The organism is Marinomonas algae (assembly GCF_047525555.1).
Classification (GTDB): domain Bacteria; phylum Pseudomonadota; class Gammaproteobacteria; order Pseudomonadales; family Marinomonadaceae; genus Marinomonas.
In genome coordinates this window covers 85240-111779 of sequence record NZ_JBLIXK010000001.1, presented here as the reverse complement: position 1 = coordinate 111779, position 26540 = coordinate 85240, and the positions used below count along the sequence as shown (strand labels likewise).

Here is a 26540-nt window from a genome sequence, read left to right as displayed (position 1 = left end):
ACCCGTTAGGTCGCAATGATGATTTGAGAGAATGCTGACTAGAGATGTATGTGTTCTAGATAAAGCAGGTTTGTGAGCAAGTAAGTAGAGGAAATGAAAATGAAAGGTAGTCAAAAAGTAATCGACAGCTTAAACGCATTGTTGGCCAATGAGTTAGCTGCGATCGACCAATATTTTATTCATTCGCGTATGTATGATGATTGGGGTCTAAACAAATTATATGAGCGTCTGAACCATGAGATGGAAGAAGAAACTCAACACTCTGACTGGCTAATTAAGCGTATATTGTTTTTGGAAGGCGTGCCTTGCATGACAAAGCGTCGTGATTTGCTAATTGGTACAGACGTTAAGTCTATGATGAGTAATGATCTGACTCTTGAGTTAGAAGTAGTTAGCAGCGTGCGTAGTGCTATTGCTATTTGTGAGTCTGAAGGGGATTACCAAACTCGTGAAACGCTTGAAAAACTACTGTTTGATACTGAAGAAGATCATGTTTATTGGTTAGAGCAACAGCTTGGTCTAATGGAAAAAATCGGCATGCAAAACTACTATCAATCACAAATGGGTAACTAAGGGGATTCTTTATGAAAGGAGATCGCGAGGTTATCGCCAGTCTTAATAAAGTATTGGCTAATGAATTGGTTGGAATTAACCAATATTTTCTTCATGCACGCATGTTTAAAGACTTTGGTTTTAGTGCGCTTGATAAAGCGGATTATAAAACCTCTATCCAGAAGATGAAAAATGCCGATCGCTTGATCGAGCGTGTTTTGTTTTTAGAGGGTTTGCCAAACCTTCAAGATCTTGGTCGTCTTCGTATTGGTGAGAATTGTGAAGAAATGATTTCCGCGAATATGGATTTTGAGCAGGACACACTGCCAGCATTGAAAGACGCTATTGATCTATGTGAGAAAAAACTCGATTTCATGAGCCGAGATGCATTGGAAAAAATTCTAGAAGAGCAGGAAGAACAGATTGATTGGTTAGAAACTCAGCAGCACTTGATTGAAGTGTCTGGGATTGAAAACTACTTACAATCACAAATGTAAGCAGCTGTTCGCTTATTGCTAAGCGACCTGGTATTGACTGTCAGCGATTTTTATCAATTCACTATTGAGGACTTGTTTCGCGCATTGGCAGCACTTTCCGCATTGACTACCTATGTTGTGCTCTTTATACAGGGCACGCATAGTAGTCGCCCCTTCTTGTATAGAGGCTTTAATGTCTTTGTCTGATACTTTGTTGCATATACAAACGTACATAAATGAAAATCACTCGCACTAATATTTCTATAATTTAATTCTATTTTTAATGTGAATGATTATCAACAGATATAAATTTATCTATTTTGGGTATTTAATAGTTTTTATAAAGAGAGTTGATAGGAGAAAGTAAAAAGACTTAATCCTATCCATTGAGAGACAAAGAGAAGGGGGTTATTTATTGCTACTTTTGGGCAATGTCCGTAAGCACTTTTAAGAATGATTCTGGATCATGGGCGCCATGAATCATGTATTTATCATTAATGACATATGTTGGAGCTGAATTGATTTCTAAGCCACGTAAATGTGTGAGCTTCTTTTCTGTAATGGTTTTGGCTTTTTCGCTTAAAGCGTATTCAACATCTACTTCTTGCATACCGACACTCAGTGCTGTGTCTTTAAGCACGCTTTGTAATCCTATGTCTTTGCCGTCGGTAAAATAAGCGTGAAATAAAGCAAGAACAAAAGGTGTTGCTAAATTTGCTTTTGTGGCCGCAAGTACAAATTGATGTGCTAGTTTGGTGTTTGGCACTCGATCTTTTTCTGAAAAGTTAAATTGAATGCCTGCCTCAATGCCAACTTGTTGCAGGGCATGAGTCGCTTCATTAAGCTTTTCTGGGCTGCCAAATTTTTCCCCAAGGTAAGTATCACGATCTGCGCCTTCTATCGGCATATCTGGGTGTAATTCAAAAGGCTGCCAGCGGATGTCGATACGATAATCATCACCTAATTGCTCGATGGCTTGTTTGAGGCGTGAATAGCCTAAGTAACACCAAGGGCATATTACATCTGAAATTATGTCGATGCGTAGATCGGCCATGTCTTCTCCTGCATGATTTCTAATAAATAATAAGTTGTTAGTTAACGCTTAAAGCGATGCACTGGCTGATTTCTGTATAAGAACGACCACTTTCTTTGTGCCAATGATTAAACGCTTCTTGAGTGGCTTTTAAGGCGGATTGAGTATCCCTTCCAGTGCTAACGATTTCATTCAAGCGCAGATAGCCTTCAACATCTTTAGTGAGTAAGAACGAATCCTTACCCATTGCTCGCAATGTATAAGGGCCAGTATTTCCGCCTAGGCGAGCGCCATGTTTCTTTAGATAAGCCCACAAGCCAATAATATTGTCACTAGGCCAATCTGCAATAAAGCGAGCAAAAGAACCATGTTTTACTTGGCAGTCACTGATCATTAAAGCGTTTTCTCTAATGGTCATAACTTTGCCAAGGTGTCTTATGATTCGAGTGTCTTTGGCTTTTTCTTCCCACATCTCATCATGAATTAGAAGCATTTTTTCAATGTCGAATTGAAAGAACACCTCTTCAAAGCCTGGCCATTTATTTCGTACCACTTGCCAACTGATGCCAGATTGGAAAACTTTTTGTGAAAAAGCCGCTAGCCATCTGTCGTCTGTATGTTGCTCTAATTCTGCTGAACTTAATGGACGAGCAAGCCTTTGTTCAAGGTGTTTTGGTCCACCATGTCGCAGCGCTGCACGGTCATAAATCGATTGAAAGAGTTCGTATTGCATCTTGGACTCCTATTTTGTTAGGCGCAGTTTAACATAAGCCTTCCTTTATAGGATGGATGAAGGGATTATCTTGTTTGGTATTTTAGTGATTGAAATGGTTGATTTGTCTTATAATGCTCGCAAATGACCTAACCGAGATAAGTGGAATGACACATTTAAGCGTAAATCTGAATAAAATTGGCTTGCTCCGTAATTCTCGAGGAAGAGATTACCCAAATATGGTGGATATGGCGGAGCGTACTCTTAAGTTAGGCGCATTCGGTATTACGATTCACCCAAGACCGGACCAGCGCCATGCAACTTATCAAGATGCGTATGACATAAAAGAACTACTCAAGCGTTTTCCTGGTGCAGAGCTAAATATTGAAGGCTTCCCTGATGCGAAGTTTTTAGAAGTGGTTTTGGAAGTTGAGCCAGACCAATGTACGCTGGTTCCTGATGATCCAAACCAACTGACATCCGATCACGGATGGAATATTGCTCGTGATCAAGATGCTTTGCGCCCAGTGATTGCTAAGCTAAAAGCAAAAGGGATTCGAGTTGTTTTGTTTATGGATCCTGACCCTGAGAACATGGCGTTAGCAAAAGAAATTGGTGCAGACCGCGTTGAGTTATATACCGAAGAATATGCCAATGCATTTGGTACAACGGGTTTTGAAGAGATTCTTGAAAATTACCAAAACACAGCGCAAGCTGCTTTAGACGTTGGTTTAGCCGTTAATGCAGGGCATGATTTGGATTTAAATAATGTTCAGGCGTTATGTGAACCTGGTCGAATTATGGAAGTTTCAATTGGGCATGCGTTAACCGTCGAAGCATTGGATCTTGGTTGGGACAATGTGGTTAAAGCGTATCTTGAAAAACTCGTCTAACCTATATGAATTAGGTTGCTCTGGGTCATGAAGGTAGATAAGCGAGCTCGTTGTCATGGTTGCCTTTTTTTAGTTGAGCAGTGTGTTTGCCGATGGATTCCTAAACTGGAAACTACATTAAAAGTGTTGGTTATGCAGGACCCTAAAGAAGCTAAACATGCTAAGAATACGGTTGCATTACTGCGATTGGGATTGTCATCAGTAGAATGTATTTCTATCGATGATCGGAACCTCCTAGAAGCTAGTTTGTCTGAATTAGAAGCAAGTAAGTGGCGATTGGTATTTCCTTGTGACGACGCTGTCGCTGTTGAATCTATGAGTCGAGATGACTTGGCGCAAATTGAAGGCGTGATTTTACTGGATGCAACATGGCGAAAAGCCAAGAAGATGTATCTCACCGAGCCATTGTTAAATAGCTTTAGAGCGATATCATTTTCACAGCCGCCAGAAGGAAAATATGCTATTCGTAAGTCGCCTAATGACGTATCAGTTTCTACTTTAGAAGCCTGTGCTTATATCGTTGAGCAAATCACGGAAGCGAATATGCAGCCTTTACGTGACTTCATGGTTGTTTCGCAAGATTGGCAGTGGCGAAAGCAGCCTGCGGAACATCGCCATAACAATGGGCATTAATGATTTTAAATAAAGAGATTGAATGCATGAATAATCAAACAGAAATTGAAGCCGCTGTACTTCGTCGTCTTTTGAAGCATTTAGATGATAATAAATCTGTTCAGAATATTGATTTAATGAATTTAGCAGGCTTCTGCCGTAACTGTTTAAGTAAATGGTACATGGCGGAAGCAGAGCAGCGAGGCGTATCTATAGATTATGATGCAGCTCGTGAATATGTTTATGGTGAGCCTTATGACGACTGGAAAGCAAAGTATCAGCCAAAAGCAACACCTGAACAGTTAGCCGCATTTGATGCAAAGTTTCAGTCTAAAAAGTAATGATAAAGTGAGAAAACGATTGGGTTCGTTTTTTGGCTTTTTTAGAGGTGCAAATCGTTTTGTTTTGGTACTTCTGATCGTCTTTCTTGTACCGCAGTGGTGGTTGTACGCTGACGTTTCAAGCAAATACCAAAAATTAGCCAAACAAGCTGGGCTCGTATATGGCCCTAATGCAGAGAAACGCGTTCTAGCTTGGCGTCGGCTTATTGAAGAGAGTCGATCTCTTTCTGTTGTTGAGAAGTTAACTAAGGTAAATAACTTCTTCAATCAGATGGAATTTGTTGATGATGATATTTTATGGGCAAAAGAAGATTATTGGGCAACACCGATTGAGTTTCTAGGTATGCAGGCTGGCGACTGTGAAGACTTCACAATTGCAAAATACTTTACTCTTCGTGAGTTGGGCGTGCCTGACGAGCAGTTGCGTTTGGTTTATGTTAAAGCTTTAACCTTGAATCAGCATCATATGGTACTTGCTTATTATCATAAACCGACTTCCATTCCTGTCTTGTTAGATAATATCGATAAAGAATTGAAACCTGCGTCCAGACGTAATGATTTATTACCTATCTATTCCTTTAATGCTGAAAACTTATGGTTATCTAAAGAAAAAGGGCGTGGTGTGCTAGTAGGGGGCTCATCACGATTGAGCTTGTGGACAGATTTAAATGATCGACTTAATACGATTACCAATTAGGAGAACCTAGATGACGCTGTTCCGCCAGTTAATGATGACGATTATAGCCATCTTTTCATTAATGCTTGTGGTTGTTATGGGCATTAACTTCAATACAACAAAGGGCTATTTGATCGGGCAGCTGGAATCGACAACACAAGATTCAGCCACGTCATTGAGTATGTCTGTTTCTGATTTTATGGCTTTTGAAGACTACGCCTCAGTGGAAAGTAGTATCAATGCTGTGTTTGATAGCGGCTACTTTTCTGAAGTACGGATACATGTTTACGATGGTGACAGAAATATTGCTCGTTCAAATTCGGTCACTGTTGATGGTGTTCCTACTTGGTTTGTGAAGCTGATTGATTTCAGAGTGCCTGTTGCGAAAGCAGTTATTTCAAACGGCTGGAGTGAATTAGGTCAGGTTTATATTACAGGCAGTGCTGGTTATGGATACCATCAGCTTTGGCTAGCCACTCGAGATTTGCTGATTTCTTTCTTTATCATAGGTTCCATAACGCTTGTGTTGGGAAGTATTGCTCTACGCTATTTATTTAAGCCTTTGGTTGAGCTAGAAAAACAAGCCGAAGCGATACAGCAAAGGCGTTTTGTAAAAATGCTTAATGTGCCCAAAACCCGTGAGCTTAGGTCTGTCGTTCTTTCTATGAACAGAATGGCTGAAAAGTTAGAAAAAGAGTTTGCTGCTGAAGTGGAAACGGCCCAGTGGTTGCAATCTAAAGCCTTTAAAGATCCTGTGAGTGGGTTAGGTAACAGGCACTTTTTTGAGAGCCAAATGAAATCGCACTTTTCTGAACGGGAACGCGGGTTTGATGCGTTAGCACTGATTAGTCTTGCTGATTTGGCAAAACTTAATAATGAACAAGGGTATGAGTCAGCAGACCTTTTCATTCAATCTGCGGCTGAGATATTGTCTAAAAAGGTATCGACAGTATCTAGCTTTGCCACTTTGGCTCGCTTATCTGGTGCAGATTTTGTCTTGCTAATCCCTAATTTTGGGCGTAGTCAGCTTGAGCTGATCGTGTCTGAAATCATGGGCGAGTTGATGGAGCTTCATACCGCAGAGATCAGTTATTCTGAGTCTGTTGCTAATATTGGTGCGGTTATTATCGATGGGAGTGTGGATCGATCTAATGCTATGTCTCAGGCGGATGAGGCGTTACGTGAAGCCAAGCGACAAGGGATTAACACTGCCAAAGTCTTAGGGCTTCAGGGGGCTCAAAGTGTGGCCATCAATAGGACGAAATGGAAGGGAATTATTGAGAATACAATACTTCATCGTTCTTTTAGTCTTAAAAAGCAAAAAGTAGCTTCAATCAATCAATCAACCCCTGAGGTACTTCATGAAGAAGTCTTTATTGGGTTGGAATATGAAGGAAAGAATTATCACGCTGGGTATTTTATTGGCTTGGCGAATCAGTTTGATCTATGTGATCAGCTAGACCGAGTTATTATTGAGCGGGTGATTGACTTTATTAAATCTAGAAATCTAGAGAAGCCTTTGGCCATTAATTTGTCTGCTTCATCCTATGCTAAACCAGAATTTATTTCGTGGTTGGATAAAGTGCTAAGTCAGACAGAAGAGGGTGTTAAGAACAAATTGATCTTTGAAATATCGGAGCAAAGTGTTTTGGCTGAAGAGTCGCAGACCCAAGTGTTAGCCGATCTATTGAAAAAGCATAATGTTGTGTTTGGTATTGATAATGTTGGAAAGCAAATTTCTGCGTTCCAATATTTGCAAATGTTGATGCCAGATTATGTGAAAATTGATTCTTCTTATACACGTATGGCAGCGGGTAAAGAGTCTGAATCCTTCTTCATGCACACTTTATGTAAGGTGTTTAGTAGCTTGAATATTGATGTCATTGCAACAGGTGTAGAGCATGACAAGCAATTGAAAGCATTGGCTCGTTTTGATGTTGCTGGAGCTCAAGGCTATTGCGTCGGCCGAACTCAAGAAATGTAACCGCTAATCTGTTGTCTTGGAGGCTCTTTTTATATCAAAGAGTCTCCGTCAGTATTTTGAGTTTCAATCATTAGGTCATCATCACCATTGTGAACACGGCGAACCCATTTTCTACCCAATATTTTTTTCTGGGCAGCCAGAGGAAGTTCGGTAAATTGGATAAGGCGCTTTTCCGTTAAGAGGTCAATTAAATCCTCGATGATACGCATCATATCGTTATCAGAATTGGCTAATATTTGTTGGGTGCTGGTGTTTTCTGAGGTGAATTTCTTTTCTAATATCGCCGCAACGGTTGGCTCATTTGGAGCGACCAGTAGGTGATATTCATCCGTTTGAGATGCTGAAACGTCAATGATAACGCCTTCATCGTTCACTTTTGCGTATAGCATTATTGTGTCCTCAGTGTGTAAATTTGTATTTCATGCCTTGGTGAGCTTTCTATATTACTTAATAAACACTATTCTAGACAGATACATTATAGATTGGTTTGTAAATAAGACTTTCGGTAGTTTAGGAGAATATAGAGTATGTCTGACTCTGATCAACCAGAACAGAACTCTTCGTCACCTGTAGGAAATGATTCTTATGAAAAAGATAAAGTCATGAATGAGCAAGGCGAAACGCAAAAGACGACGCCAGATCAAGAAGAGTTAGCAAAAGCTGCAGATCAATGGGATATGCAGAGTGCTTCTTTGGAATACCCAAACCCGCTTTTGGATTGTTTGGTTTTACTAAGTAAATATTTCCATAACCCTTATACGGCAGACAGTATTGCCGCTGGATTACCTATTACTGATAACGCAATGACGCCTGAACTGTTTCAGCGTGCGGCAAAGCGTATCGGCATCAGTACTCGTTTTGTTAAACGACCTTTAAACAAAATCCCAGACATGGTTTTGCCAGCTGTCCTGCTTTTAAAAGATAAGCAGGCTTGTGTTTTATTGGAAATTGATCGAGCTAAGAAAACGGCAAAAATTTTTCGTCCAGAATCTGGTGAAGGTGAGGTGACCCTTTCTTTAGAGGAACTGGAGTCTTCTTTTACTGGTTATAGCTTTTTTGTTCGTCCTTTGTATCAATTCGACAAGCGTTCGACAAAAGCTGATGAAACTGAGCGTAAAAAAGGACATTGGTTCTGGGGAACTATTGCAGGCTCTTGGCGCATATATCGAGATGTGTTTATTGCCTCTCTGCTCATTAATATTTTTGCTGTGGCTAGCCCGCTGTTCGTCATGAACGTTTATGATCGAGTTGTACCAAATAATGCGTTTGACACTCTTTGGGTTTTGGCAATTGGTGCTTCCGTAGTTTATCTATTTGACTTCTTGTTGCGTAGTTTGCGATCCTACTTTATTGATATTGCAGGAAAAAAATCAGATATTCTTATATCGGCTTCTATCTTTTCTCGGGTGAGTAATATCACGATGGCCTCGCGGCCTAAGTCTGTTGGTGCTTTTGCAAAGAACCTCCAAGAATTTGAAAGCATTCGTGACTTTATCACATCGGCGTCCATTACTACTTTGGTTGATATTCCTTTTATGTTTTTGATCATTGGTGTGATTTGGTTGATCGGTGGCCCTGTGGGCTACATTCCAATCATCACCATTGCTCTGATTATCTTGTATAGCTTGATTGTTCAAATTCCACTACGTCGCTCAATAGAAGAAAGTCAGAAAACGGCATCACAAAAGAATGCGGTTCTTATTGAAAGTCTTTATAACGCAGAGAGTGTAAAGCTGAATAATGCCGAGGGGGTTTTCCAGACTCAATGGGAAAACGCTGTCGGTAACATTGCTGATTGGGGAGTGAAAACTCGTCAGTTGTCTCAGTCTTGCTCCGCATTTGCCATGGTTGCCCAGCAATTGACCACAGTCATTATTGTTATTGTTGGGGTTTACCAGATTTCAGAAGGCCTAATGAGTATGGGGGCGCTAGTTGCTTCCGTTATGTTAACTGGACGGGCGCTTGGCCCTATGGCGCAAGTGGCGAGCTTGGCAACGCGTTACAATCAGGCGAAATCTGCTTTCAGTTCATTGAATGAAATTATGTCTTCACCGGTAGAAAACCCAGATGATGTTAAGTTTGTCCATCGTCCAGTATTTAAGGGTGACTTCCAGTTTGAAGCCATTAATTTTTCTTACCCTGACCAAGAGCAAGCTGCGGTTACGGACGTTAATATTAATATCCGACAAGGTGAAAAGGTCGCGATTATTGGGCGTATTGGTTCGGGTAAATCCACATTAGGTAAGTTGATGACTGGCTTGTATACACCAAGCAGTGGAGCAATACGTATTGATGGTGTAGATATTCGACAAGTAAACCCAACAGATTTGCGTCGCAACATTGGCTCTGTTTCTCAAGACGTCAATCTATTCTATGGCTCAATTAAAGACAATATTGTGATGGGTGTTCCATATATGGAAGACGATGCCATCATTCGAGCGTCCGATTTATCAGGTGTTTCCGAGTTCGCTAACCGTAAGCCAAGCGGACTAGACAGCATCGTTGGTGAGCGTGGTGCATTGCTTTCTGGGGGCCAAAGGCAAAGTATTGCGATTGCTCGAGCACTTTTGTTTGATCCGCCGATTTTGATTTTAGATGAGCCAACTGCCTCAATGGATAATACGACAGAGTCACGAATGAAGCGTCGTTTAATGGAAACGGTAAAGGACAAGACTCTTATTTTGATTACACACAAAGCCTCTATGCTGGATATGGTTGATCGCATTATTGTTATGGACAATGGTCGACTCATTGCGGATGGTCCAAAAGCACAAGTGCATGAAGCGCTCCGTCAAGGCAAGTTGAAGGTTAGTTAATAATGAGTAACAAAAATCAAATATCTCAAAATGACTTAGAGTATTTAACAGACCGTAATGCGGCTCTTATGCTTAGAACCCCTAGAGGTGGGCGCATTATTCTCTGGGTTATCTTTATCTTTATCGCAGTTGCGCTTGTTTGGGCGAATTACACCTCATTGGATGAAGTGACGGTAGGGGAGGGTACGGTTATTCCTTCGAGCCAAGTACAGCAAATCCAAAACCTTGAAGGTGGTATTCTAAAAGAGATTAATGCACAAGTTGGCCAAGTGGTGGAAAAAGGCCAAATCTTGATGACAATTGAGAATACAGAAGCACTCTCCACTTTGCGTGAACGACAAGCCGAATATATTAACTTGCAGGTTAGAGCAACTCGACTTCAAGCTGAATCTTATGGTGTTGAGCCAGAATTTGACCAAGATGCGTTAGAACAATATCCCTTAGTTGTCACGCGAGAACTGGATTTATATAAGAACAAAATAGAGTCGTTGCGAACGAATCAGGTGAGTTTTCAGCAGCAAATAGAGCAAAAGAAACAAGAAATAGTTGAATTGCAAGCGAAGCTAGACAACTTAAGACAAAGTTATGCCTTTTCAAAGGAAGAGTTAGATTTGACTCGCCCTGCGTTTGAGCAAGGTGCCGTTTCTAGAGTGGAATTGCTTCAACTTGAAAGGGAAGTGAATCAGCTTAAAGGGGATTTAGAAGCAACGGAGTTGGCTATTCCTCGAGCGGGTTCTGCACTTAAAGAAGCACAAAGTAAATTAGCGGAAAGTGATGCACAGTTTAGAACGGAAGCACAAGAAGAGTTAACTAGTGTACGAAGCAAGTTGGATCAATTAAGAGAAAACACTGTATCACTTGAGGATAAGGTATCGAGAACTCAGGTACGATCACCAGTTAAAGGGATTGTAAAACAAATCCAAACCAATACGGTTGGTGGTGTTATTAAGCCGGGCGTCAATATGATGGAGATTGTTCCAATTGAAGATTCTCTATTGATTGAGGCGAAGGTTCGACCAGAAAATATTGGTTTCATTCAACCTGGATTTAATGCGGTTGTTAAGCTTTCTGCTTATGACTTCGCTATTTTTGGTGGCTTAAATGGTGTGGTTGAAAACATCAGTGCGGATACAATTTTGGATGAAGAAGGAAACAGTTTTTACCTTGTTCGCGTGAGAACAGATAAAAACTATTTAGGAAGCGATGATTCAAAACTCTCTATTATTCCAGGTATGCAATCTACCGTAGACATTATTACGGGTAAGAAGACCTTACTTGATTACCTATTGAAACCAATATTGAAAGCCAAGAATAACGCCCTTAGAGAAAGATAATTACAAAAATAGAATTTGTAATTCTTAAGCTGTAACAAATGTTAACAATGGCAATGCTTTCTACTGGTTAGAATCATTTTAGTTGGAACTGATAACACAACGAGATCTGCTTTGAAAATATTATGTTGGAATACAGATGACGCCGTATGGACACATTGGAATCAAATAGTTAATACCAATGTAGATTTATTTCGAGTTAAAAGCGGAGAAGAAGTTCGTCGATCATTACAAAGCCTATCCACAGATTTTCATTATTGCTTTATTTACTTAGCAGATGATGGGTTTGCGAAAAATGTAGAGGATGTTGTTGCTTTGCGTGCAGAGTTTCCACATCAGAAAGTCATTGTTTTTCCTAATCAATCGAGCCAAGCGGCCGCATTAAGGCTTTTTTCTGTTGGTGTTAGTGGTCAGTGCGCTCCTTATATTGGTGAAGAACAATTGTCTCTGGTTTTGTCGGTTGTTGATTCAGGAGAAATTTGGGGTGGAAAAGCTTTCATTCAACAATTGATTTCACAGTCTGCTGTCAATGCTGTTTATGAAAGTGAGCTTGAGGGGCTATCTGATAGAGAGTTAAGTGTGACGCAATTAGTTGCTCAAGGATTGTCAAATAGAGATATAGCAAATGAGATGGGGATTACAGAACGAACAGTAAAAGCTCATTTGACATCTATCTTCAAAAAAACCAATACAAAAGACAGATTAGCCTTGGCTTTACTGGCTCAAAACCAATAACAGTGCACCCCAATTTGGAACTTTAGCTTAATCTCTCTGCACCAAATTGGGTCTTTTATTTTCTTTAGATTTCTATTTCTCCCTTTATTTTTTATATATCCCTGTTAATACAGGGATTTTATGAAATATTGTCTTTCTTTTCAGGCTTTAAAATGGCGCATATCTTGCAGTATATAAAAGTATATTTTTATATTTTTTAAGAGAGTGCACTATGTCTGCGCCCCCAGAGAAAGAGTTAACTGTCATGCTTGTTGATAATGAGCCTGCCCGAGCAGCCATTGTAGAGCAAGCAATGACAGACAGTGGCTATCGTGTCATTAGGCGTCTTGAAAATGCCAAAAACCTAACGGAAGCCGTTAATCAATATCAACCTGATATGGTTATTATTGATATTGAATCTCCTGATCGAGATATATTGGAAAATATGTCTCGCCTTACTCAAGATAATCCTCGCCCAATTGTTATGTTTGCCGAAGAAGATGACTCTCGACATGTTGAGGCAGCCATCAGAGCTGGTGTCAGTGCATATGTAGTTGATGGTGTTAATAGCGGAAGTGTCAAAGCACTGTTGCAAGTTGCTATTGCGAGGTTTCGTGAATTTCACGCCTTAAGGTCGGAATTGGAAACAGTCAAAAGCCAATTAGAAGACAGAAAACTTATTGATAAAGCGAAAGGTTTAATTATGAAACATCAGCAATGTGATGAACCCGCCGCCTACAAAGCATTAAGAAAGTTAGCCATGGACCGCAGCCAACGTATGACAGATGTCGCACGTAACATTATATCGGTAATGGAACTCATGGGAGGTGCAAAGTGAGTCAAAAACAAGAGAATACGACACCTTTGCATAACGGGACTGTTCGTATTGGATTTATTCCATTAATAGATTGCGCTCCTTTTGTTATCGCAAAAGAGAAGGGCTTTTTCGCTTCGGAGAGTGTCGATGTGGAGCTCTCTAAAGAGGCATCTTGGGCGAGTATTCGTGACAAAGTAGCGTTTAATGTACTTGATGGTGCTCATATGTTGGCTTCTATGCCGATAGCAGCCACGTTAGGAATAGGTACCATCAAAAAAGCGATGCAAACCAGCTTTACTGTAAGCCATAACGGAAATGGTATCACCATTGGTAATGCTCTTTATGATCAGCTTCAGCATTATTCTGGGTCAGCTGCAGATATTCGTACGGGGGCGGCGCTCAAAAAACTGATCGATAATCGAGATAGGCAAGATGCGCCTCTGCGTTTTGCGATTGTGTACCCTTATTCATCACATAATTATCAATTACGAGATTGGTTGAGCCGTGTGGGCATTAATCCAGATGAAGATGTACAAATTACTGTTGTGCCGCCAGTAAAAATGCTCGACGCACTTAAGTCTGGTGAGATAGATGGTTATTGTGTGGGTGAGCCTTGGAATAGCCTTGCTGTTGAACAGGGCGTAGGCCATATGTTGGTTACAGGCTATGAAATTTGGGGAAGTACGCCGGAAAAAGTGTTTGGTGTAAATTCCTTGTGGGCGGAGCAGAATGAATCAGCCCATTTAGCCATTATTAGAGCGTTAGAAAAGGCATGTGCTTGGGTGGATCAAGCGGAAAATCAAACCGAGCTATTAGAGATATTAAGTCATCCGGATTATTTAAACAGTACTGTTGAACAATTGGTTTACGGCTTTAGTGCGATTAAGCCCAAAGGTCAGTTCGATTGGCCGATGGAGGCTTATCAGCGCTTTTCTGGAAGTGAGATTAATAAGCCATTACCAAATTACGCGTTGTGGGTGATGGCGCAAATGCACCGTTGGCAGCAACTAGAAGAGGTTCCTTCATTGAATGAAGTGGCTGAGCAGGTGTATCGCAAAGACCTTTATTATAAAGCGTTAAGACTTGATGTAGAGAAAGATGATTCTTGGCGTTTAAGCTCTTCAGCAGAGTCCAATTGGTTAGAAGCTGTATCGACAGGAAATGTTTCTTTGCACCCGGAAGGTATTTTGAAAGGCTTTAGTGAATAACGTGTCTTTTTATGGTGCGTAGTGCGTAAGAAATGAGCACGGTTTAGTGATTTTTTTATTAAAAGCTGCATGTTTTTCGCTTTAATTCTTTAAAAAGCATTGTGTATCAATAGTTTGTGTTTTTTGGCATATAAAGTGCTTTCTATTTATATATCAAGTTTTAATAAAATTTTGGTGAAGTTGGCAACGATGCCTAACTGTCACCCACATTATTAGCAGTTCAATGTAGAGCTGTTTATGAATGGCAAAGGCGCCTGTGGACACATTAATTGTGATTCGCATGCGCCTTTTTTGTTTTTTTTACGTTTCTCAAGTGGAGCATAGTTATGAGTATGAGATCTTTGAAAACGGTTTTATCTTTGCCGGAATTAGTACGTTCAACTAAGAAAGCCAGTGTTTCTTTATTGGTTGGATCTGCACTTTTGTCTGGGGTTGCTCATGCTGAGCTTGGTTACCCAGAAAAAGAAGAGCTGAAGTTTGGTTTTATTAAATTAACCGATATGGCTCCATTAGCAATTGCATATGAAAAAGGCTATTTCGAAGATGAAGGTTTGTATGTCACGTTAGAAGCACAAGCAAACTGGAAAGTACTATTAGACCGAGTGATTGATGGTCAGTTGGATGGTGCTCATATGTTGGCGGGTCAGCCTTTGGGCGCGACGATTGGTTACGGAACCGAAGCTCACATCGTGACGGCTTTCAGTATGGATTTGAATGGTAACGGCATCACAGTTTCCAATGATGTTTGGGCTGAGATGAAAAAGAACATTCCAAATGGCCCTGATGGAAAGCCTGTTCACCCAATTAGTGCCAGTGCTCTAAAACCTGTTATCGATGGTTATAAAGCAGAAGGCAAACCTTTCAAAATGGGAATGGTGTTTCCTGTCTCTACTCACAACTATGAATTACGTTATTGGCTAGCAGCTGGTGGTATTCACCCTGGTTACTATGCGCCAGCGAAAGGCGATACAAGTGGTCAGATTGATGCAGATGCCTTGTTGTCAGTAACACCGCCACCGCAGATGCCAGCAACAATGGAAGCTGGAACCATTCACGGTTACTGCGTGGGTGAACCTTGGAACCAGCAAGCAGTATTTAAAGGTATTGGTGTTCCAGTTATTACCGATTACGAAATCTGGAAAAACAACCCAGAGAAAGTATTTGGTGTGAGTGGTGATTGGGCAGAAGAGTATCCAAATACACACATTCGTGTTGTAAAAGCCATGATCCGTGCAGCGAAATGGTTGGATGAAAATAACAATGCTAACCGTCCTGAAGCAGTAGAAATCTTGTCTCGTAGTGATTATGTCGGTGCCGATTACGACGTTATTGCTAACAGTATGACAGGGACGTTTGAGTATGAAAAAGGCGACAAGCGCGAAGTGCCTGACTTCAACGTATTCTTCCGTCATAACGCAACTTACCCTTACTACAGTGATGCGATCTGGTACCTGACTCAAATGCGTCGTTGGGGACAAATTGCAGAGCCTAAATCAGATGAATGGTTCATGAACGTAGCGAAAGAAGTGTACCGTCCAGACATTTATGCTCAAGCGGCGAATGCTTTGATCGAAGATGGTTTGATGGTGGCATCTGAGTTTCCAGATTTTGAAACAGAAGATGGTTTCAAAGCGCCACAAAGTGACTTTATCGATGGTGTTACATATGACGGTAAAAAACCAAATGATTACTTGAAAAGCTTTGAAATTGGTTTGAAAGGCGACGACCAAATATAAGTAAAGCGAATAATAAGACAGTCAGTCAGGCTGTCTTATTTTGTTAAACAGAGTGAGAGAGAAATATGAATATACCGAGCTTATCCATAGCGTCATTGAAAGACAAAGTAGAAAGCATTTCATTGAAAAGCTTGTTGCTTCCTCTTTTTGGGATTTTGGTTTTTATTTCGTTGTGGCAGGTTGGTGCAAGCCGAGTTCATACTTCTTTAGGGGAGTTTCCTGGGCCATCTGTTGTATACGAGCAATGGAATAGCCTTGTGGCTGAACATCAAAACGAACGAGTTAAGGAAGAAGCGTTTTACGAGCGCCAAGAAAAACGTATAGAAGCGCGCCAAGCGAAAGATCCTAGCTATGTGGGTAAGTTAAGAGATTACACAGGTAAGCCAACCTTTTTTGATCAAATATTTACAAGCCTTTATACCGTATTGGCAGGTTTTGGGTTGGCGAGTCTTATTGCCATTCCACTTGGTATTTTAATTGGTCTTAATAGTTCAGTTTACAGTGCTCTTAATCCGGTTATTCAAGTATTCAAACCGGTTTCGCCGCTTGCCTGGTTACCTTTGGTCACCATGGTTGTGAGTGCGACCTATGTTACAGACGACCCAATGTTTTCGAAATCTTTCCTAACCTCTATGTTTACGGTGACGTTATGTTGCATGTGGCCGACTTTGATTAACACGGCCGTTGGTGTGGCAGCGGTAGAGAAAGACTTGTTAAACGTGTCAAAAGTATTGCGCCTGAATTGGATGACTCATGTCATCAAGATTGTTATCCCTTCTGCTATCCCATTGATGTTTACCGGACTTCGTTTGTCTTTAGGTATTGCTTGGATGGTTCTTATCGCAGCAGAGATGCTGGCTCAAAACCCAGGTTTAGGTAAGTTTGTTTGGGATGAATTCCAAAACGGTAGTTCAAACTCGCTAGGGCGAATTATGGTGGCGGTGTTGATGATTGGCTTTATCGGATTTTTATTAGACCGAGCCATGCTTGTAGTTCAGCGTTTTGTCTCTTGGGATAAAACACAAGTATTACGTTAACGGTTAACTAGATAAGGCTAAGTAGGAGAGAAATATGTCAACCCATTTGGATATCAGTAAAGTTTCTATCGAGTTTCCAACCCCAAAAGGTTCGTTCAAAGCGCTTGATAATGTCAGTTTAAAAATTAATAAAGGGGAATTTGTTTCCCTGATTGGTCACTCTGGTTGTGGTAAATCTACTGTTCTGAATATTGTTGCCGGTCTTTATGATGCAACGGAAGGCGGTATTTTACTCGATGGAAAAGAGGTAAAAGGCCCAGGCCCAGAGCGTGCGGTTGTTTTCCAGAACCACTCATTGTTGCCTTGGTTGACGTCATACCAAAATGTTGAATTGGCGGTTAAGCAGGTTTTCAAGAAGACAAAATCTAAAAAAGAAATGCATGAATGGATTATGCACAACCTAGAGCTTGTGCATATGACTCATGCAGCAGACAAACGCCCTGATGAAATTTCAGGCGGTATGAAGCAGCGTGTAGGTATTGCGCGTGCGTTGGCAATGGAGCCAAGTGTTCTATTAATGGATGAACCTTTTGGTGCACTGGATGCTTTAACGCGAGCACATCTTCAAGACTCTTTGATGGAAATTCAAAAAGACCTAAATAACACCGTCATTATGATTACTCATGATGTTGATGAAGCTGTCTTACTGTCTGATCGTATAGTCATGATGACTAATGGTCCAGAGGCGACCATAGGCGAAATTCTTCATGTGGATTTAGAGCGTCCACGAGACAGATTGGCATTGGCTAATGACCCTAAATATGTCGATTACCGTGCACAAGTGCTGACTTTCCTATATGAAAAACAGCGCAAAGTTGAGCCTATTTCTGCTGCGAAAGCGAAAAAAACAGCAGACACAAATGCAGCGGCGAGCGCTTAATAATATGCGTCAGGCAGGCTGCGTTCGCATTGTTATTGTTGGTGCTGGAATGGCAGGCAGCAAGCTGGCGTTTGATTTGATGCAGCAAAAAAATGCGAATTATTCTATTACCTTGATTGGTGAAGAAGCTCAGGTTGGATACAACCGAATCATGTTGTCTTCCTTGTTAGCCAAAGACATCTCGGATCATGAAATGTCTTTGGTGGACACGGCAAAAATGCAGCAAGAAGGTGTGTCTATTATTGCTGGTGATGGGGTTGAGAGCATTGACCTTGAGGCGAAAGTGGTTTGTTTGGCCAGCGCTAAAGCCATTGGCTATGACAAATTGATTATGGCAACAGGTTCACGAGCAAGAATCTTACCTATCGATGGGGCGAAGGCGTCAAATGTGATGGGCTTTCGTACCTGGAGCGATGTCAACGTTATGGCGAGCCTTCAAGACAATCAGTCTGTTTGCGTGATTGGTGGCGGCTTGCTGGGATTAGAAGCGGCTGTTGGACTGGTTAAGCGAGGTCATAAAGTGACTGTTTTTCATCGCTCAAAATGGTTATTGAACCGACAGCTAGACGCTGAATCTGCTGCTTTGTTACGTAGCCGGTTAGAGCAGATGGGAATTGAGTTTCGTCTGGGGGAATCGCCATCTTCTTTTATTCAATCAGAAAACGGTCTCGTTAATCAGGTTGTGCGCGCGGATGGTGAGCGAATGGCGGCTGACTTAGTTGTTATGGCAGCAGGAATTTCACCAGAAATAGCTTTGGCAAAGTCGGCAGGTTTAAAAACTAATCAAGCGATTGTAGTGGATGAAAAAATGCAGACGTCCTATCGAGATGTTTTTGCATTAGGCGAATGCTGTGAATTTGACCAGCAAACTTTTGGTCTGGTAGCTCCTATTTGGGATCAGATAAAAGTGCTAATCAGTGTGCTGAATGACAAAGACGCCAGCTTTTCAATTGAGCCAACGCCAACCAAATTAAAAGTATCTGGTGTGAATCTTTTTTCAGTCGGGAAGATTCAAGCCGATCCGGAAGACTCGTGCATCTTCTTTAAAGATGTAGGAGCCAATCATTACCGCAAACTGATCGTCAACGATGGCGTATTAGTTGGGGCAATTCTTTATGGCAACGTTGCCGATGGGAGCTGGTATTTCCAGCTAATTCAAAACAAAACTAATGTCTCTGACATGCTTGAACTACTGGTGTTTGGGGAAGCATATTGCTGCCCAAAAGTTGCCTAATTAAGCGGTTTTAGACGTTGCTAGTTAAAAGCAAGGGGAACACGATGACATCTAATATACCTCTATCGGCCAATAAACCACGTCTTGTTGTAGTGGGGAATGGCATGGTCGGCCACCATTTTGTTGAACAAATTATTGCCCAAGGTGGTCACGAAACTTTTCATATTACGGTATTTGGTGAAGAGCCACATTTAGCCTATGACCGTGTGCATCTCAGTGAGTATTTTACCGGTAAAGGCGCAGCTGATTTGGCTATGACGGACGGTACGCTATATGACGACAATGGCGTTCGTTATTTTACAAACAGTCTTGTCACCGAGATTGATCGTGAAGCCAAAACACTACTCTTGCAAAATGGTGATTCATTACCGTATGACAAGCTTGTTTTGGCCACGGGCTCTTATCCTTTTGTTCCGCCAATTCCGGGTCACAAACGTGATAACACCTTTGTTTATCGTACATTAGAAGACTTGGATGCCATTAGAGATTGTGCCAAGAAAGTGACTCGTGGCACGGTTGTTGGTGGTGGCTTGTTAGGTTTGGAAGCTGCGAACGCCTTAAAAAATCTAGGGTTAGAAACCAGCGTTGTGGAGTTTGCTCCTCGACTTATGCCTGTTCAGTTGGATGAAAAGGGCGGTAGTGTTCTGAAAGGAATGATCGAAGCCTTAGGTGTGAAGGTTTATACCGACACAGCGACACAAGAAATTGTCGATGGAGAAGCGGCTTTCCATCGCATGAATTTTGCCGATGGCACACACCTTGAAACAGATTTGATTTTGTTCTCTGCAGGTATTCGACCTCAAGACGCATTGGCGAAACAGTCTGGTCTAGAAATGGGCGAGCGTGGCGGTATCACTATTAATAACCAATGCCAAACCAGCGATGCAGATATTTACTCGATTGGTGAGTGTGCGCTTTGGAATAACCGAATCTTTGGTTTAGTTGCACCAGGTTATACCATGGCGAAAGCGGCGGCAGGCCATTTGATGGGCGATGCTGGCTTGTCATTTACTGGCGCAGATATGAGTACCAAGTTGAAGCTGCTTGGTTGTGATGTGGGATCGGTAGGTGATGCTCACGGCACTTCACAAGGCTGCAAAGTTTTTGTTTATCAAGATGAGTTGAGTCAGAGCTACCGTAAAATGGTTGTCTCAGAAGACGGTAAAAAACTGTTAGGCGCAGTGCTAGTCGGTGACAACAGCTATTACGATACCTTGTTGCAATACTATTTGAATGCGATTGATCTGCCTGAACAAGCGCAGTCTTTGATCTTACCAGCAATGGATGGCGCACCTGCTGCATTGGGTGTTGATGCTTTGCCAGCGACAGCGTCAATTTGTAGTTGTCACAACGTATCGAAACAAGATATCAGCGATGCTGTCTGTGGCGGTGCTTTGTCTGTTGGTGATGTGAAAGGAGTGACAAAAGCTGGAACGGGTTGTGGTGGCTGTGCAGCTTTGCTGAAAAAGGTAGTCGACAATGAACTGCTTGCGCTGGGGGTTGAAGTCAGTACAGACATCTGTGAGCACTTTGCTTATACGCGTCAGGACTTATATAACATCATCAAAATTGGCAAGATCAAAAGTTTTGATGAGTTATTAGAAAAGCATGGCAAAGGCCATGGTTGTGAAATCTGTAAGCCTGCGGTTGGCTCTATCTTAGCCAGTGTTTGGAACGAATATGTTCTGAAAAAAGAACACATTATCCTGCAAGACACCAATGACCGCTTCCTAGGTAACATGCAGAAAGACGGTACTTACTCTATTGTTCCTCGTATTCCAGGCGGTGAAATCACACCAGAAAAATTGATTGTGCTTGGTGAAGTAGCAAAAGAATATAAGTTGTACACCAAGATTACAGGCGGTCAGCGTATTGATTTATTCGGTGCGACTTTACCTCAATTGCCAGAAATCTGGGGTAAGTTAGTCGCTGCGGGGTTTGAGACGGGTCAAGCCTATGGTAAGTCATTACGAACTGTTAAGTCTTGTGTTGGTAGTACTTGGTGTCGTTATGGTGTGAATGACAGTATGACCATGGCGGTTGATTTAGAGAACCGTTACAAAGGTTTGCGCTCTCCTCATAAGATTAAATTTGCTGTGTCTGGTTGTACTCGTGAATGTGCAGAAGCGCAAAGTAAAGACATTGGTGTTATTGCAACAGAAGGCGGTTGGAACCTTTATGTCTGTGGTAATGGTGGTATGAAGCCTCGTCACGGTGACTTATTTGCTACTGATTTAGATGACGAAACACTCATTAAATACATTGACCGCGTACTAATGTTCTACACAAAAACTGCGGATCGGCTACAGCGAACTTCCGTTTGGATGGATGGCCTTGAAGGCGGTCTAGAGTATCTGAAAGAAGTGGTTATAGAAGATAAATTAGGTATGTGTGACGAGCTGGATGCGGCGATGAATTATGTTGTTGATACCTTCCAGTGTGAGTGGAAAACAACATTAGAAGATCCAGAAGCACTAAAAACATTCCGTCAGTTTGTTAACTATGATGGCGTGGATGACAATGTTGTTTTCGTTGAAGAGCGTGATCAAATTCGCCCGGCGACAGAAAAAGAAAAGTTAGAATTGATTGCGAAGGTGGGTTAATAAGATGGCATCACAGTGGAAATTAGTTTGTAAGCAAGGTGATCTTATTAGAGGTGCTGGAGTAGCGGCTATGGTCGATGGTCAGCAAGTGGCACTTTTTTATATTCCTGAGTCTGATGATAAGGTGTTTGCTATCGGTAATTGGGATCCATTCGGCAAGGCGAACGTTTTGTCTCGCGGTTTGGTTGCTCACCTCCAAGGCAATTGGACGGTTGCTAGCCCTTTGTATAAACAACACTTTGTGTTGTCTTCTGGAGAATGTCTGGAAGACGACGCGGTTCGAATTCCTTACTGGAAAGCAAAACTAGAAGGAGATGAGGTGTACATTTCTGAGCCTTAGCTTGCATATTTTGCATTGTTTTGGTGCGATATTTTTGAAGCCTTATGGTGTTAGTAAAAGGTAACTTGTCCATTTATAGGGAATTGATAACGAATACATGGATTTAATGACTTTTATCAAAATTGGCTTGGTTATTGCTTTATACAAAGTAACTGATGCACCGTAAGTCGACGAAGGTTTACACATAAAGCAATCAGATATTACAAAAGGCAACGAGGCCCAACCGCTTTTCTAGGAAAGCGGTTGGGCCTTTTTTTGTTTTTGGATAATGGGTTTGAGGAATGATCATGACAGCACGAATTGAGAAAACGACTTGTCCATATTGTGGCGTAGGGTGCGGGGTGAATTTTACTGTACCAAATTCCGCAACTGACCCTGTTGAGCCTGTGTCTGGAGATCGTGATCATCCTGCTAACTTTGGTCGTCTGTGCGTGAAAGGCAGTAGTCTTGCGCAAACCATTCAATCTGACGATAGATTATTGACTCCTATGGTGAACGGTGAGTCTGTTGCTTGGCAAACAGCGGTTGAGACTGTCAGTGAAAAAATTGCTCAAGTGGTGAAGGATCATGGCCCTGATGCTTTTGGCTTTTACCTTTCTGGGCAGATTTTGACAGAAGATTATTATGTGGCGAATAAGTTAGCCAAAGGTTTCATTGGAACGGCTAATGTCGATACCAACTCTCGATTGTGTATGGCGTCAGCGGTTGTTGGCTATAAGCGTGCTTTTGGCTCTGATACTGTTCCCTGTAATTATGAAGACTTAGAGTTATGTGATTTGTTAATCATGGTGGGCTCTAATGCGGCTTGGACGCATCCAATTTTATTCCAGCGTATTGCAGAAGCTAAAAAGCAACGCCCTAACATGAAAGTGGTGGTGATTGATCCAAGAGAGACGGCCACTTGTGATATTGCAGATTTGCACTTGGGAATTAAGCCTGGCAGCGATGCGGCGATCTTCTCTTATTTGTTACAGCACTCTGTTCAGGCGAATGTGCTTGATCAAGGTTTTATTTCTCGTCATACCAATGGTTTTAAAGAGGCTCTAAATCAGGCGAATGAGTCAACACCGACTTTGGCTTCAGCGGCGGAATTCTCTGGAGTAAGTGAAAAAGATTTAAGTTTATTGGCAAGCTGGTGGACAGAAACGGCAAAAACGGTGACTTTTTATTCTCAAGGTGTGAATCAGTCTTCATCGGGTGTCGATAAATGTAATGCGATAATTAATTGTCATTTAGCAACTGGGCGAATTGGAAAGGAAGGTGCTGGACCGTTTTCGATTACAGGTCAACCGAATGCGATGGGCGGACGAGAAGTGGGCGGATTAGCGAATCAGTTAGCTGCACACATGGACTTCGCTACACCAGGTGCTCAGTCCTTGGTTCAGCGTTTTTGGCAAGCACCAAATATGGCGACAGAAAACGGTTTAAAAGCAGTCGACTTATTTCAAGCCATGGAAGAAGGTAAGGTAAAAGTGGTTTGGATTATGTCCACTAATCCTATGGTAAGTCTGCCTGATACGGCTCAGGTGAGAAGAGCATTAGAAAAGTGTGAGTTGGTTATTGTCAGTGATTGCAAAGCGCATACCGATACCACTGCGATGGCAGATGTCTTATTTCCGGCAACAGGTTGGAGTGAGAAAAATGGCACAGTGACAAATTCAGAAAGAAGAATTTCACGCCAACGTGGTCTTTTGCCAGCGCCAGGTGAAGCCAAACATGATTGGTGGGCGATTTGTGAAGTGGCGAAAAGCTTGGGATATCAGTCAGCGTTTTCTTATCGCAATGTTCATGAAATCTTTGTTGAGCACGCGGCGTTATCGGCTTTTGAAAATAATGGCAAACGCGATTTTGATATTGGTCACTTTAGTCAAATGACAAAAGAAGAATACGATGCTTTAGTTCCTGTGCAATGGCCTGTGCCAAAAGGGCGACCAGAAGGAACGGCTCGTATGTTTGAAGATGGTCGATTCTTTACGCCAGATAATCGAGCTAAATTTGTTCCTATTGTGCCACAATTACCTGTTAATCAGTTTTCTCAGGAATGGCCATTCACGCTTAATACGGGGCGTGTTCGTGACCAATGGCACACTATGACACGAACAGGCGATGCGGCTTTATTAACCAAACACACTGACCAGCCTTATGTAGAAATTCATCCTAGAGACGCAAGAGTGCTTGGTATTGAAGACAAAACGCTTGTGCGCCTTACTTCTTCGCATGGGGAAGCTTTGTTGAAGGCAAAAGTAAGCCGAGGCGTGGCTCCGGGGAATGTTTTTGCGCCAATCCATTGGACGCAACAATTTTCCAATGCATCTGTTGTGTCAAACCTTATTCCTCAAGTAGTTGATCCTCTGTCAGGGCAGCCGGAGTCGAAACATGCGCAAGTTAAACTTGAAGCTGTAAAAGATATTTCTTATGGTGTGGTTGTATCTTCAGAGCCGCTTGAAGAACTGGATTTCACTTATTGGTGTTATGTGCCATCTGAGCATGGCTATCATTACGAAGTGGTGTGGCCAATTGGCGAAAATGTGTCTTCGATTCAGGCTTTGTTAAATCAGAATGGTGCGTCAACAGGCGAGTGGCTGGAATATACTAACCCTGTTACAGAGCAAATTAGGCTGGCGTATATTCAGGATAAAAAGCTTTCTCTTGTTGCGTATTTGCATCCGACACCTGAATCCATTTCGTGTGATTGGTTAGAATCAAAATTAGCAGAGCAAGAACCTTTGTCTGAGTTGGATCGTATGGCGATATTAGTCGGATTGCCAGCGAATGTTGAAGATAAAGGCGCTATAATATGTACTTGTTTTCAAGTCGGTAAAAAGCAAATAGAACAAGCAATTACTGATGGTGTTTGTTCAGTCGAAGAGCTCGGTTCATTATTAAAATGCGGAACAAATTGTGGCTCCTGTATTCCTGAACTCAAACACTTTATCCCTACCATAACGGAGCTTTCTGCATGAGTAATGCGTTTACACAGTATGTGAAAATTTTAGGGCGCGGTAAAAAAGGCTCTCGTAGCTTGACTACTGAAGAGGCAGATCATGCAATGTCTCTTATTTTAAATGGCAAAGTTGAACCAGAGCAGCTAGGTGCTTTTTGGATGCTGATTCGTATACGTGAAGAAACAGTGGAAGAAACGGTTGGGTTTACTGAGGCCACACGTCAGTTTTTATCAGAAAAAGATCCGTTAGAATTTCACGTAGATCTTGATTGGCCTGCATATGCTGGTAAGCGTAATGAGTTACCTTGGTTTTTGCTTGCTGCGCTTGCTTTGGCAAATTATGGAAAGAAGGTAGTGATGCATGGTCATGCATTTGAAGGTGAAGAAAGAATATTTGTAAATGAAGCCATTAAGCGTTTAGGCTTGTCTATCTCCCATACTCGTCAGGAAGTAAAGGAGAAGGTTGATGAAACTGGTTTTGCGTATATCTCTCTTGAAAGTATCGATTTTACCTTAAGTGACATGATGGACTTGAAATACACATTGGGGTTGCGATCGCCAGTTAATACAGTGGTGCGCATGATGAATCCATTTCAAGCTGATCATAGTGTACATGGTGTCTTCCATCGTGGTTATGATGTGTTGCATATTTCAGCTTGTGAGCAATTAAATGATCCCTCTGTCTTGGTATTTCGAGGTGGTAATGGTGAAGCCGAGGTGAACCCAGAAAGGGAAGTAACCTTATGGAAATGGCAGAAAGGGGTTGCTAGTTGGACGAGTTGGTCTAAGGCTGAGAAGGAACATAAGCGTCTTAAGCATAATTTAGATCTAACTCGTCTGACGGATCACTGGAGTGGGTTGCAGGTGGATCAGTTTGGAGAGCAAGCAGTTCGTCAAACACTTGCTTCTGTTGCTGGACTTATGTTCGGAATTGCCTCTCACGAAGAGTGTTTAAGCTTAGCCGATGATATCTGGTCTAAACGCGACAAAAGTTGGGTTTCTAAACTAATTTAAACGAGCTTTTATGGCACTTACATCTCTATCTAGCGCCGTATTGGCCGGTGGAAAAGGCATTCGAATGGGAGGTCAAGATAAAGGACTTCTGCTTTTTCAGAATGAACCTATGATCATGCCGATTGCTCGTGCATTAAAGTCCATTTCTGGCTCTGTCTTTGTGAATGCCAATCGGCATGTAGAAGAATATTTAGCATTAGGTTTCGAGGTTGTTTCGGATCATCAAGCTTATTCCGAGAAAGGGCCTCTTTCTGGTTTATTGGCTTGTTTGATGCGTGCCGACTCTTCTCACTTACTTGTCTCACCGTGTGATACACCTTGTATTACGGAGCGCGCTTTTATGGCGCTTATAGAGGCAAGTCGCATATCTCCAGATAAGATTCATTATTTAGCAGGAGAGTCTGGTAATCAGCCATTGCATGCAATTTTGCCTGTTCAATCTGCCCTAGATAAATTAAAAGGCTTTTTTGATGAGGCAGAGAAGTACAATGTGATGGCTTTTTATGAGATGTTTGGCTGTAAGAGTGTATTTTGGGATAAAGAGAACGACTTTTTGAATGTAAACACACAAGATTCTTTACTCTAAA

25 protein-coding genes are annotated in these 26540 nt (G+C 41.7%); 21 read left to right on the top strand and 4 right to left on the bottom strand.

The genetic code is table 11. The features are described 5' to 3' along the window. Positions 1–99 precede the first annotated feature (99 nt). Both bfr (ACMUMQ_RS00490) and bfr (ACMUMQ_RS00485) read left to right on the top strand, forming a co-directional pair. On the top strand, positions 100–573 hold the full coding sequence (bfr, locus tag ACMUMQ_RS00490) for a bacterioferritin (RefSeq protein ID WP_347983862.1): 474 nt from the start codon (positions 100–102) through the stop codon (positions 571–573). A gap of 11 nt (positions 574–584) precedes the next feature. Then, the gene (bfr, locus tag ACMUMQ_RS00485; RefSeq protein ID WP_414680097.1) at positions 585–1049 is read left to right on the top strand and encodes a bacterioferritin; all 465 of its coding nucleotides are present in this window, start codon (positions 585–587) and stop codon (positions 1047–1049) included. Positions 1050–1067: 18 nt separating this feature from the next. Here bfr (ACMUMQ_RS00485) and ACMUMQ_RS00480 read toward each other — a convergent pair whose 3' ends face one another. The 3 genes from ACMUMQ_RS00480 to ACMUMQ_RS00470 form a co-directional block, all read right to left on the bottom strand. Beyond that, positions 1068–1262: a (2Fe-2S)-binding protein gene (locus tag ACMUMQ_RS00480; RefSeq protein ID WP_317003421.1), complete on the bottom strand. Its 195-nt coding sequence runs from the start codon at positions 1260–1262 to the stop codon at positions 1068–1070. Positions 1263–1446: 184 nt separating this feature from the next. Next, positions 1447–2082, bottom strand: a complete 636-nt coding sequence (locus tag ACMUMQ_RS00475; protein ID WP_414680096.1) for a DsbA family oxidoreductase — start codon at positions 2080–2082, stop codon at positions 1447–1449. Between the two features lie 37 nt (positions 2083–2119). Further along, complete coding sequence (locus ACMUMQ_RS00470) at positions 2120–2794, bottom strand: DNA-3-methyladenine glycosylase I (protein ID WP_414680095.1); 675 nt, start codon at positions 2792–2794, stop codon at positions 2120–2122. 146 nt (positions 2795–2940) lie between these two features. Between ACMUMQ_RS00470 and ACMUMQ_RS00465 the strand changes: the two genes are divergently transcribed. The 5 genes from ACMUMQ_RS00465 to ACMUMQ_RS00445 are packed head-to-tail and all read left to right on the top strand — an operon-like array spanning position 2941 to position 7279. Further along, positions 2941–3666: a pyridoxine 5'-phosphate synthase gene (locus ACMUMQ_RS00465; protein WP_414680094.1), complete on the top strand. Its 726-nt coding sequence runs from the start codon at positions 2941–2943 to the stop codon at positions 3664–3666. A 27-nt stretch (positions 3667–3693) separates the two neighbouring features. Next, a complete protein-coding gene (locus ACMUMQ_RS00460) occupies positions 3694–4299 on the top strand; it encodes a tRNA-uridine aminocarboxypropyltransferase (RefSeq protein WP_414680093.1) in 606 nt (201 codons plus the stop codon). A 26-nt stretch (positions 4300–4325) separates the two neighbouring features. Then, positions 4326–4619 (top strand): DUF1244 domain-containing protein, encoded by a 294-nt coding sequence (locus tag ACMUMQ_RS00455; RefSeq protein ID WP_414680092.1) that lies wholly within the window; start codon positions 4326–4328, stop codon positions 4617–4619. A 7-nt stretch (positions 4620–4626) separates the two neighbouring features. Continuing rightward, positions 4627–5316, top strand: coding sequence for a transglutaminase-like cysteine peptidase (locus ACMUMQ_RS00450; protein ID WP_414680091.1), 690 nt, complete (start codon positions 4627–4629; stop codon positions 5314–5316). A gap of 10 nt (positions 5317–5326) precedes the next feature. Continuing rightward, positions 5327–7279, top strand: coding sequence for a bifunctional diguanylate cyclase/phosphodiesterase (locus tag ACMUMQ_RS00445; protein ID WP_414680090.1), 1953 nt, complete (start codon positions 5327–5329; stop codon positions 7277–7279). 29 nt (positions 7280–7308) lie between these two features. On the opposite strand, the gene ACMUMQ_RS00440 is transcribed toward ACMUMQ_RS00445, so the two are convergent. Continuing rightward, entirely contained in the window at positions 7309–7668 is a 360-nt protein-coding gene (locus ACMUMQ_RS00440) for a hypothetical protein (protein WP_414680089.1), read from the bottom strand. Positions 7669–7806: 138 nt separating this feature from the next. Between ACMUMQ_RS00440 and ACMUMQ_RS00435 the strand changes: the two genes are divergently transcribed. From ACMUMQ_RS00435 to mobA, 14 genes are all read left to right on the top strand, one after another. Next, positions 7807–10095, top strand: a complete 2289-nt coding sequence (locus ACMUMQ_RS00435; RefSeq protein WP_414680088.1) for a type I secretion system permease/ATPase — start codon at positions 7807–7809, stop codon at positions 10093–10095. A 2-nt stretch (positions 10096–10097) separates the two neighbouring features. Continuing rightward, positions 10098–11429 carry an HlyD family type I secretion periplasmic adaptor subunit gene (locus ACMUMQ_RS00430; RefSeq protein WP_414680087.1) on the top strand — a complete coding sequence of 444 codons (1332 nt, stop codon included), beginning with the start codon at positions 10098–10100 and terminating at the stop codon, positions 11427–11429. A 111-nt stretch (positions 11430–11540) separates the two neighbouring features. Further along, the gene (locus ACMUMQ_RS00425; protein ID WP_414680086.1) at positions 11541–12161 is read left to right on the top strand and encodes a helix-turn-helix transcriptional regulator; all 621 of its coding nucleotides are present in this window, start codon (positions 11541–11543) and stop codon (positions 12159–12161) included. Between the two features lie 211 nt (positions 12162–12372). After that, complete coding sequence (locus ACMUMQ_RS00420) at positions 12373–12978, top strand: ANTAR domain-containing response regulator (RefSeq protein ID WP_414680085.1); 606 nt, start codon at positions 12373–12375, stop codon at positions 12976–12978. Then, positions 12975–14165 carry a CmpA/NrtA family ABC transporter substrate-binding protein gene (locus tag ACMUMQ_RS00415; protein ID WP_414680084.1) on the top strand — a complete coding sequence of 397 codons (1191 nt, stop codon included), beginning with the start codon at positions 12975–12977 and terminating at the stop codon, positions 14163–14165. Before ACMUMQ_RS00420 ends, ACMUMQ_RS00415 begins: the two co-directional genes overlap by 4 nt. Positions 14166–14491: 326 nt before the next feature. Further along, the gene (locus ACMUMQ_RS00410) at positions 14492–15901 is read left to right on the top strand and encodes a CmpA/NrtA family ABC transporter substrate-binding protein (RefSeq protein ID WP_414680083.1); all 1410 of its coding nucleotides are present in this window, start codon (positions 14492–14494) and stop codon (positions 15899–15901) included. Positions 15902–15966: 65 nt separating this feature from the next. Continuing rightward, the gene (locus ACMUMQ_RS00405; RefSeq protein WP_347983879.1) at positions 15967–16938 is read left to right on the top strand and encodes an ABC transporter permease; all 972 of its coding nucleotides are present in this window, start codon (positions 15967–15969) and stop codon (positions 16936–16938) included. A gap of 34 nt (positions 16939–16972) precedes the next feature. Next, positions 16973–17818: an ABC transporter ATP-binding protein gene (locus ACMUMQ_RS00400; RefSeq protein WP_414680082.1), complete on the top strand. Its 846-nt coding sequence runs from the start codon at positions 16973–16975 to the stop codon at positions 17816–17818. Next, positions 17799–19052, top strand: a complete 1254-nt coding sequence (locus ACMUMQ_RS00395) for an NAD(P)/FAD-dependent oxidoreductase (RefSeq protein WP_414680081.1) — start codon at positions 17799–17801, stop codon at positions 19050–19052. The genes ACMUMQ_RS00400 and ACMUMQ_RS00395 overlap by 20 nt, the downstream gene beginning before the upstream one ends. Positions 19053–19096: 44 nt before the next feature. Next, complete coding sequence (gene nirB / locus ACMUMQ_RS00390; RefSeq protein ID WP_414680080.1) at positions 19097–21655, top strand: nitrite reductase large subunit NirB; 2559 nt, start codon at positions 19097–19099, stop codon at positions 21653–21655. Between the two features lie 4 nt (positions 21656–21659). Next, positions 21660–21995, top strand: a complete 336-nt coding sequence (nirD, locus tag ACMUMQ_RS00385) for a nitrite reductase small subunit NirD (RefSeq protein ID WP_317003443.1) — start codon at positions 21660–21662, stop codon at positions 21993–21995. A 287-nt stretch (positions 21996–22282) separates the two neighbouring features. Next, entirely contained in the window at positions 22283–24958 is a 2676-nt protein-coding gene (locus tag ACMUMQ_RS00380; protein ID WP_414680079.1) for a nitrate reductase, read from the top strand. After that, positions 24955–25953, top strand: coding sequence for a glycosyl transferase family protein (locus tag ACMUMQ_RS00375; protein ID WP_414680078.1), 999 nt, complete (start codon positions 24955–24957; stop codon positions 25951–25953). The genes ACMUMQ_RS00380 and ACMUMQ_RS00375 overlap by 4 nt, the downstream gene beginning before the upstream one ends. 10 nt (positions 25954–25963) lie before the next feature. Continuing rightward, positions 25964–26539: a molybdenum cofactor guanylyltransferase gene (gene mobA / locus ACMUMQ_RS00370; protein WP_414680077.1), complete on the top strand. Its 576-nt coding sequence runs from the start codon at positions 25964–25966 to the stop codon at positions 26537–26539. Position 26540 lies beyond the last annotated feature (1 nt).

Coding starts and splice junctions, on each gene's coding strand:
- bfr (WP_347983862.1), top strand. CDS start 100: ATGAAAGGTAGTCAAAAAGTAATCGACAGCTTAAACGCATTGTTGGCC.
- bfr (WP_414680097.1), top strand. CDS start 585: ATGAAAGGAGATCGCGAGGTTATCGCCAGTCTTAATAAAGTATTGGCT.
- ACMUMQ_RS00480 (WP_317003421.1), bottom strand. CDS start 1,262: ATGTACGTTTGTATATGCAACAAAGTATCAGACAAAGACATTAAAGCC.
- ACMUMQ_RS00475 (WP_414680096.1), bottom strand. CDS start 2,082: ATGGCCGATCTACGCATCGACATAATTTCAGATGTAATATGCCCTTGG.
- ACMUMQ_RS00470 (WP_414680095.1), bottom strand. CDS start 2,794: ATGCAATACGAACTCTTTCAATCGATTTATGACCGTGCAGCGCTGCGA.
- ACMUMQ_RS00465 (WP_414680094.1), top strand. CDS start 2,941: ATGACACATTTAAGCGTAAATCTGAATAAAATTGGCTTGCTCCGTAAT.
- ACMUMQ_RS00460 (WP_414680093.1), top strand. CDS start 3,694: ATGAAGGTAGATAAGCGAGCTCGTTGTCATGGTTGCCTTTTTTTAGTT.
- ACMUMQ_RS00455 (WP_414680092.1), top strand. CDS start 4,326: ATGAATAATCAAACAGAAATTGAAGCCGCTGTACTTCGTCGTCTTTTG.
- ACMUMQ_RS00445 (WP_414680090.1), top strand. CDS start 5,327: ATGACGCTGTTCCGCCAGTTAATGATGACGATTATAGCCATCTTTTCA.
- ACMUMQ_RS00440 (WP_414680089.1), bottom strand. CDS start 7,668: ATGCTATACGCAAAAGTGAACGATGAAGGCGTTATCATTGACGTTTCA.
- ACMUMQ_RS00435 (WP_414680088.1), top strand. CDS start 7,807: ATGTCTGACTCTGATCAACCAGAACAGAACTCTTCGTCACCTGTAGGA.
- ACMUMQ_RS00430 (WP_414680087.1), top strand. CDS start 10,098: ATGAGTAACAAAAATCAAATATCTCAAAATGACTTAGAGTATTTAACA.
- ACMUMQ_RS00420 (WP_414680085.1), top strand. CDS start 12,373: ATGTCTGCGCCCCCAGAGAAAGAGTTAACTGTCATGCTTGTTGATAAT.
- ACMUMQ_RS00410 (WP_414680083.1), top strand. CDS start 14,492: ATGAGTATGAGATCTTTGAAAACGGTTTTATCTTTGCCGGAATTAGTA.
- ACMUMQ_RS00405 (WP_347983879.1), top strand. CDS start 15,967: ATGAATATACCGAGCTTATCCATAGCGTCATTGAAAGACAAAGTAGAA.
- ACMUMQ_RS00400 (WP_414680082.1), top strand. CDS start 16,973: ATGTCAACCCATTTGGATATCAGTAAAGTTTCTATCGAGTTTCCAACC.
- ACMUMQ_RS00395 (WP_414680081.1), top strand. CDS start 17,799: ATGCAGCGGCGAGCGCTTAATAATATGCGTCAGGCAGGCTGCGTTCGC.
- nirB (WP_414680080.1), top strand. CDS start 19,097: ATGACATCTAATATACCTCTATCGGCCAATAAACCACGTCTTGTTGTA.
- nirD (WP_317003443.1), top strand. CDS start 21,660: ATGGCATCACAGTGGAAATTAGTTTGTAAGCAAGGTGATCTTATTAGA.
- ACMUMQ_RS00380 (WP_414680079.1), top strand. CDS start 22,283: ATGACAGCACGAATTGAGAAAACGACTTGTCCATATTGTGGCGTAGGG.
- ACMUMQ_RS00375 (WP_414680078.1), top strand. CDS start 24,955: ATGAGTAATGCGTTTACACAGTATGTGAAAATTTTAGGGCGCGGTAAA.
- mobA (WP_414680077.1), top strand. CDS start 25,964: ATGGCACTTACATCTCTATCTAGCGCCGTATTGGCCGGTGGAAAAGGC.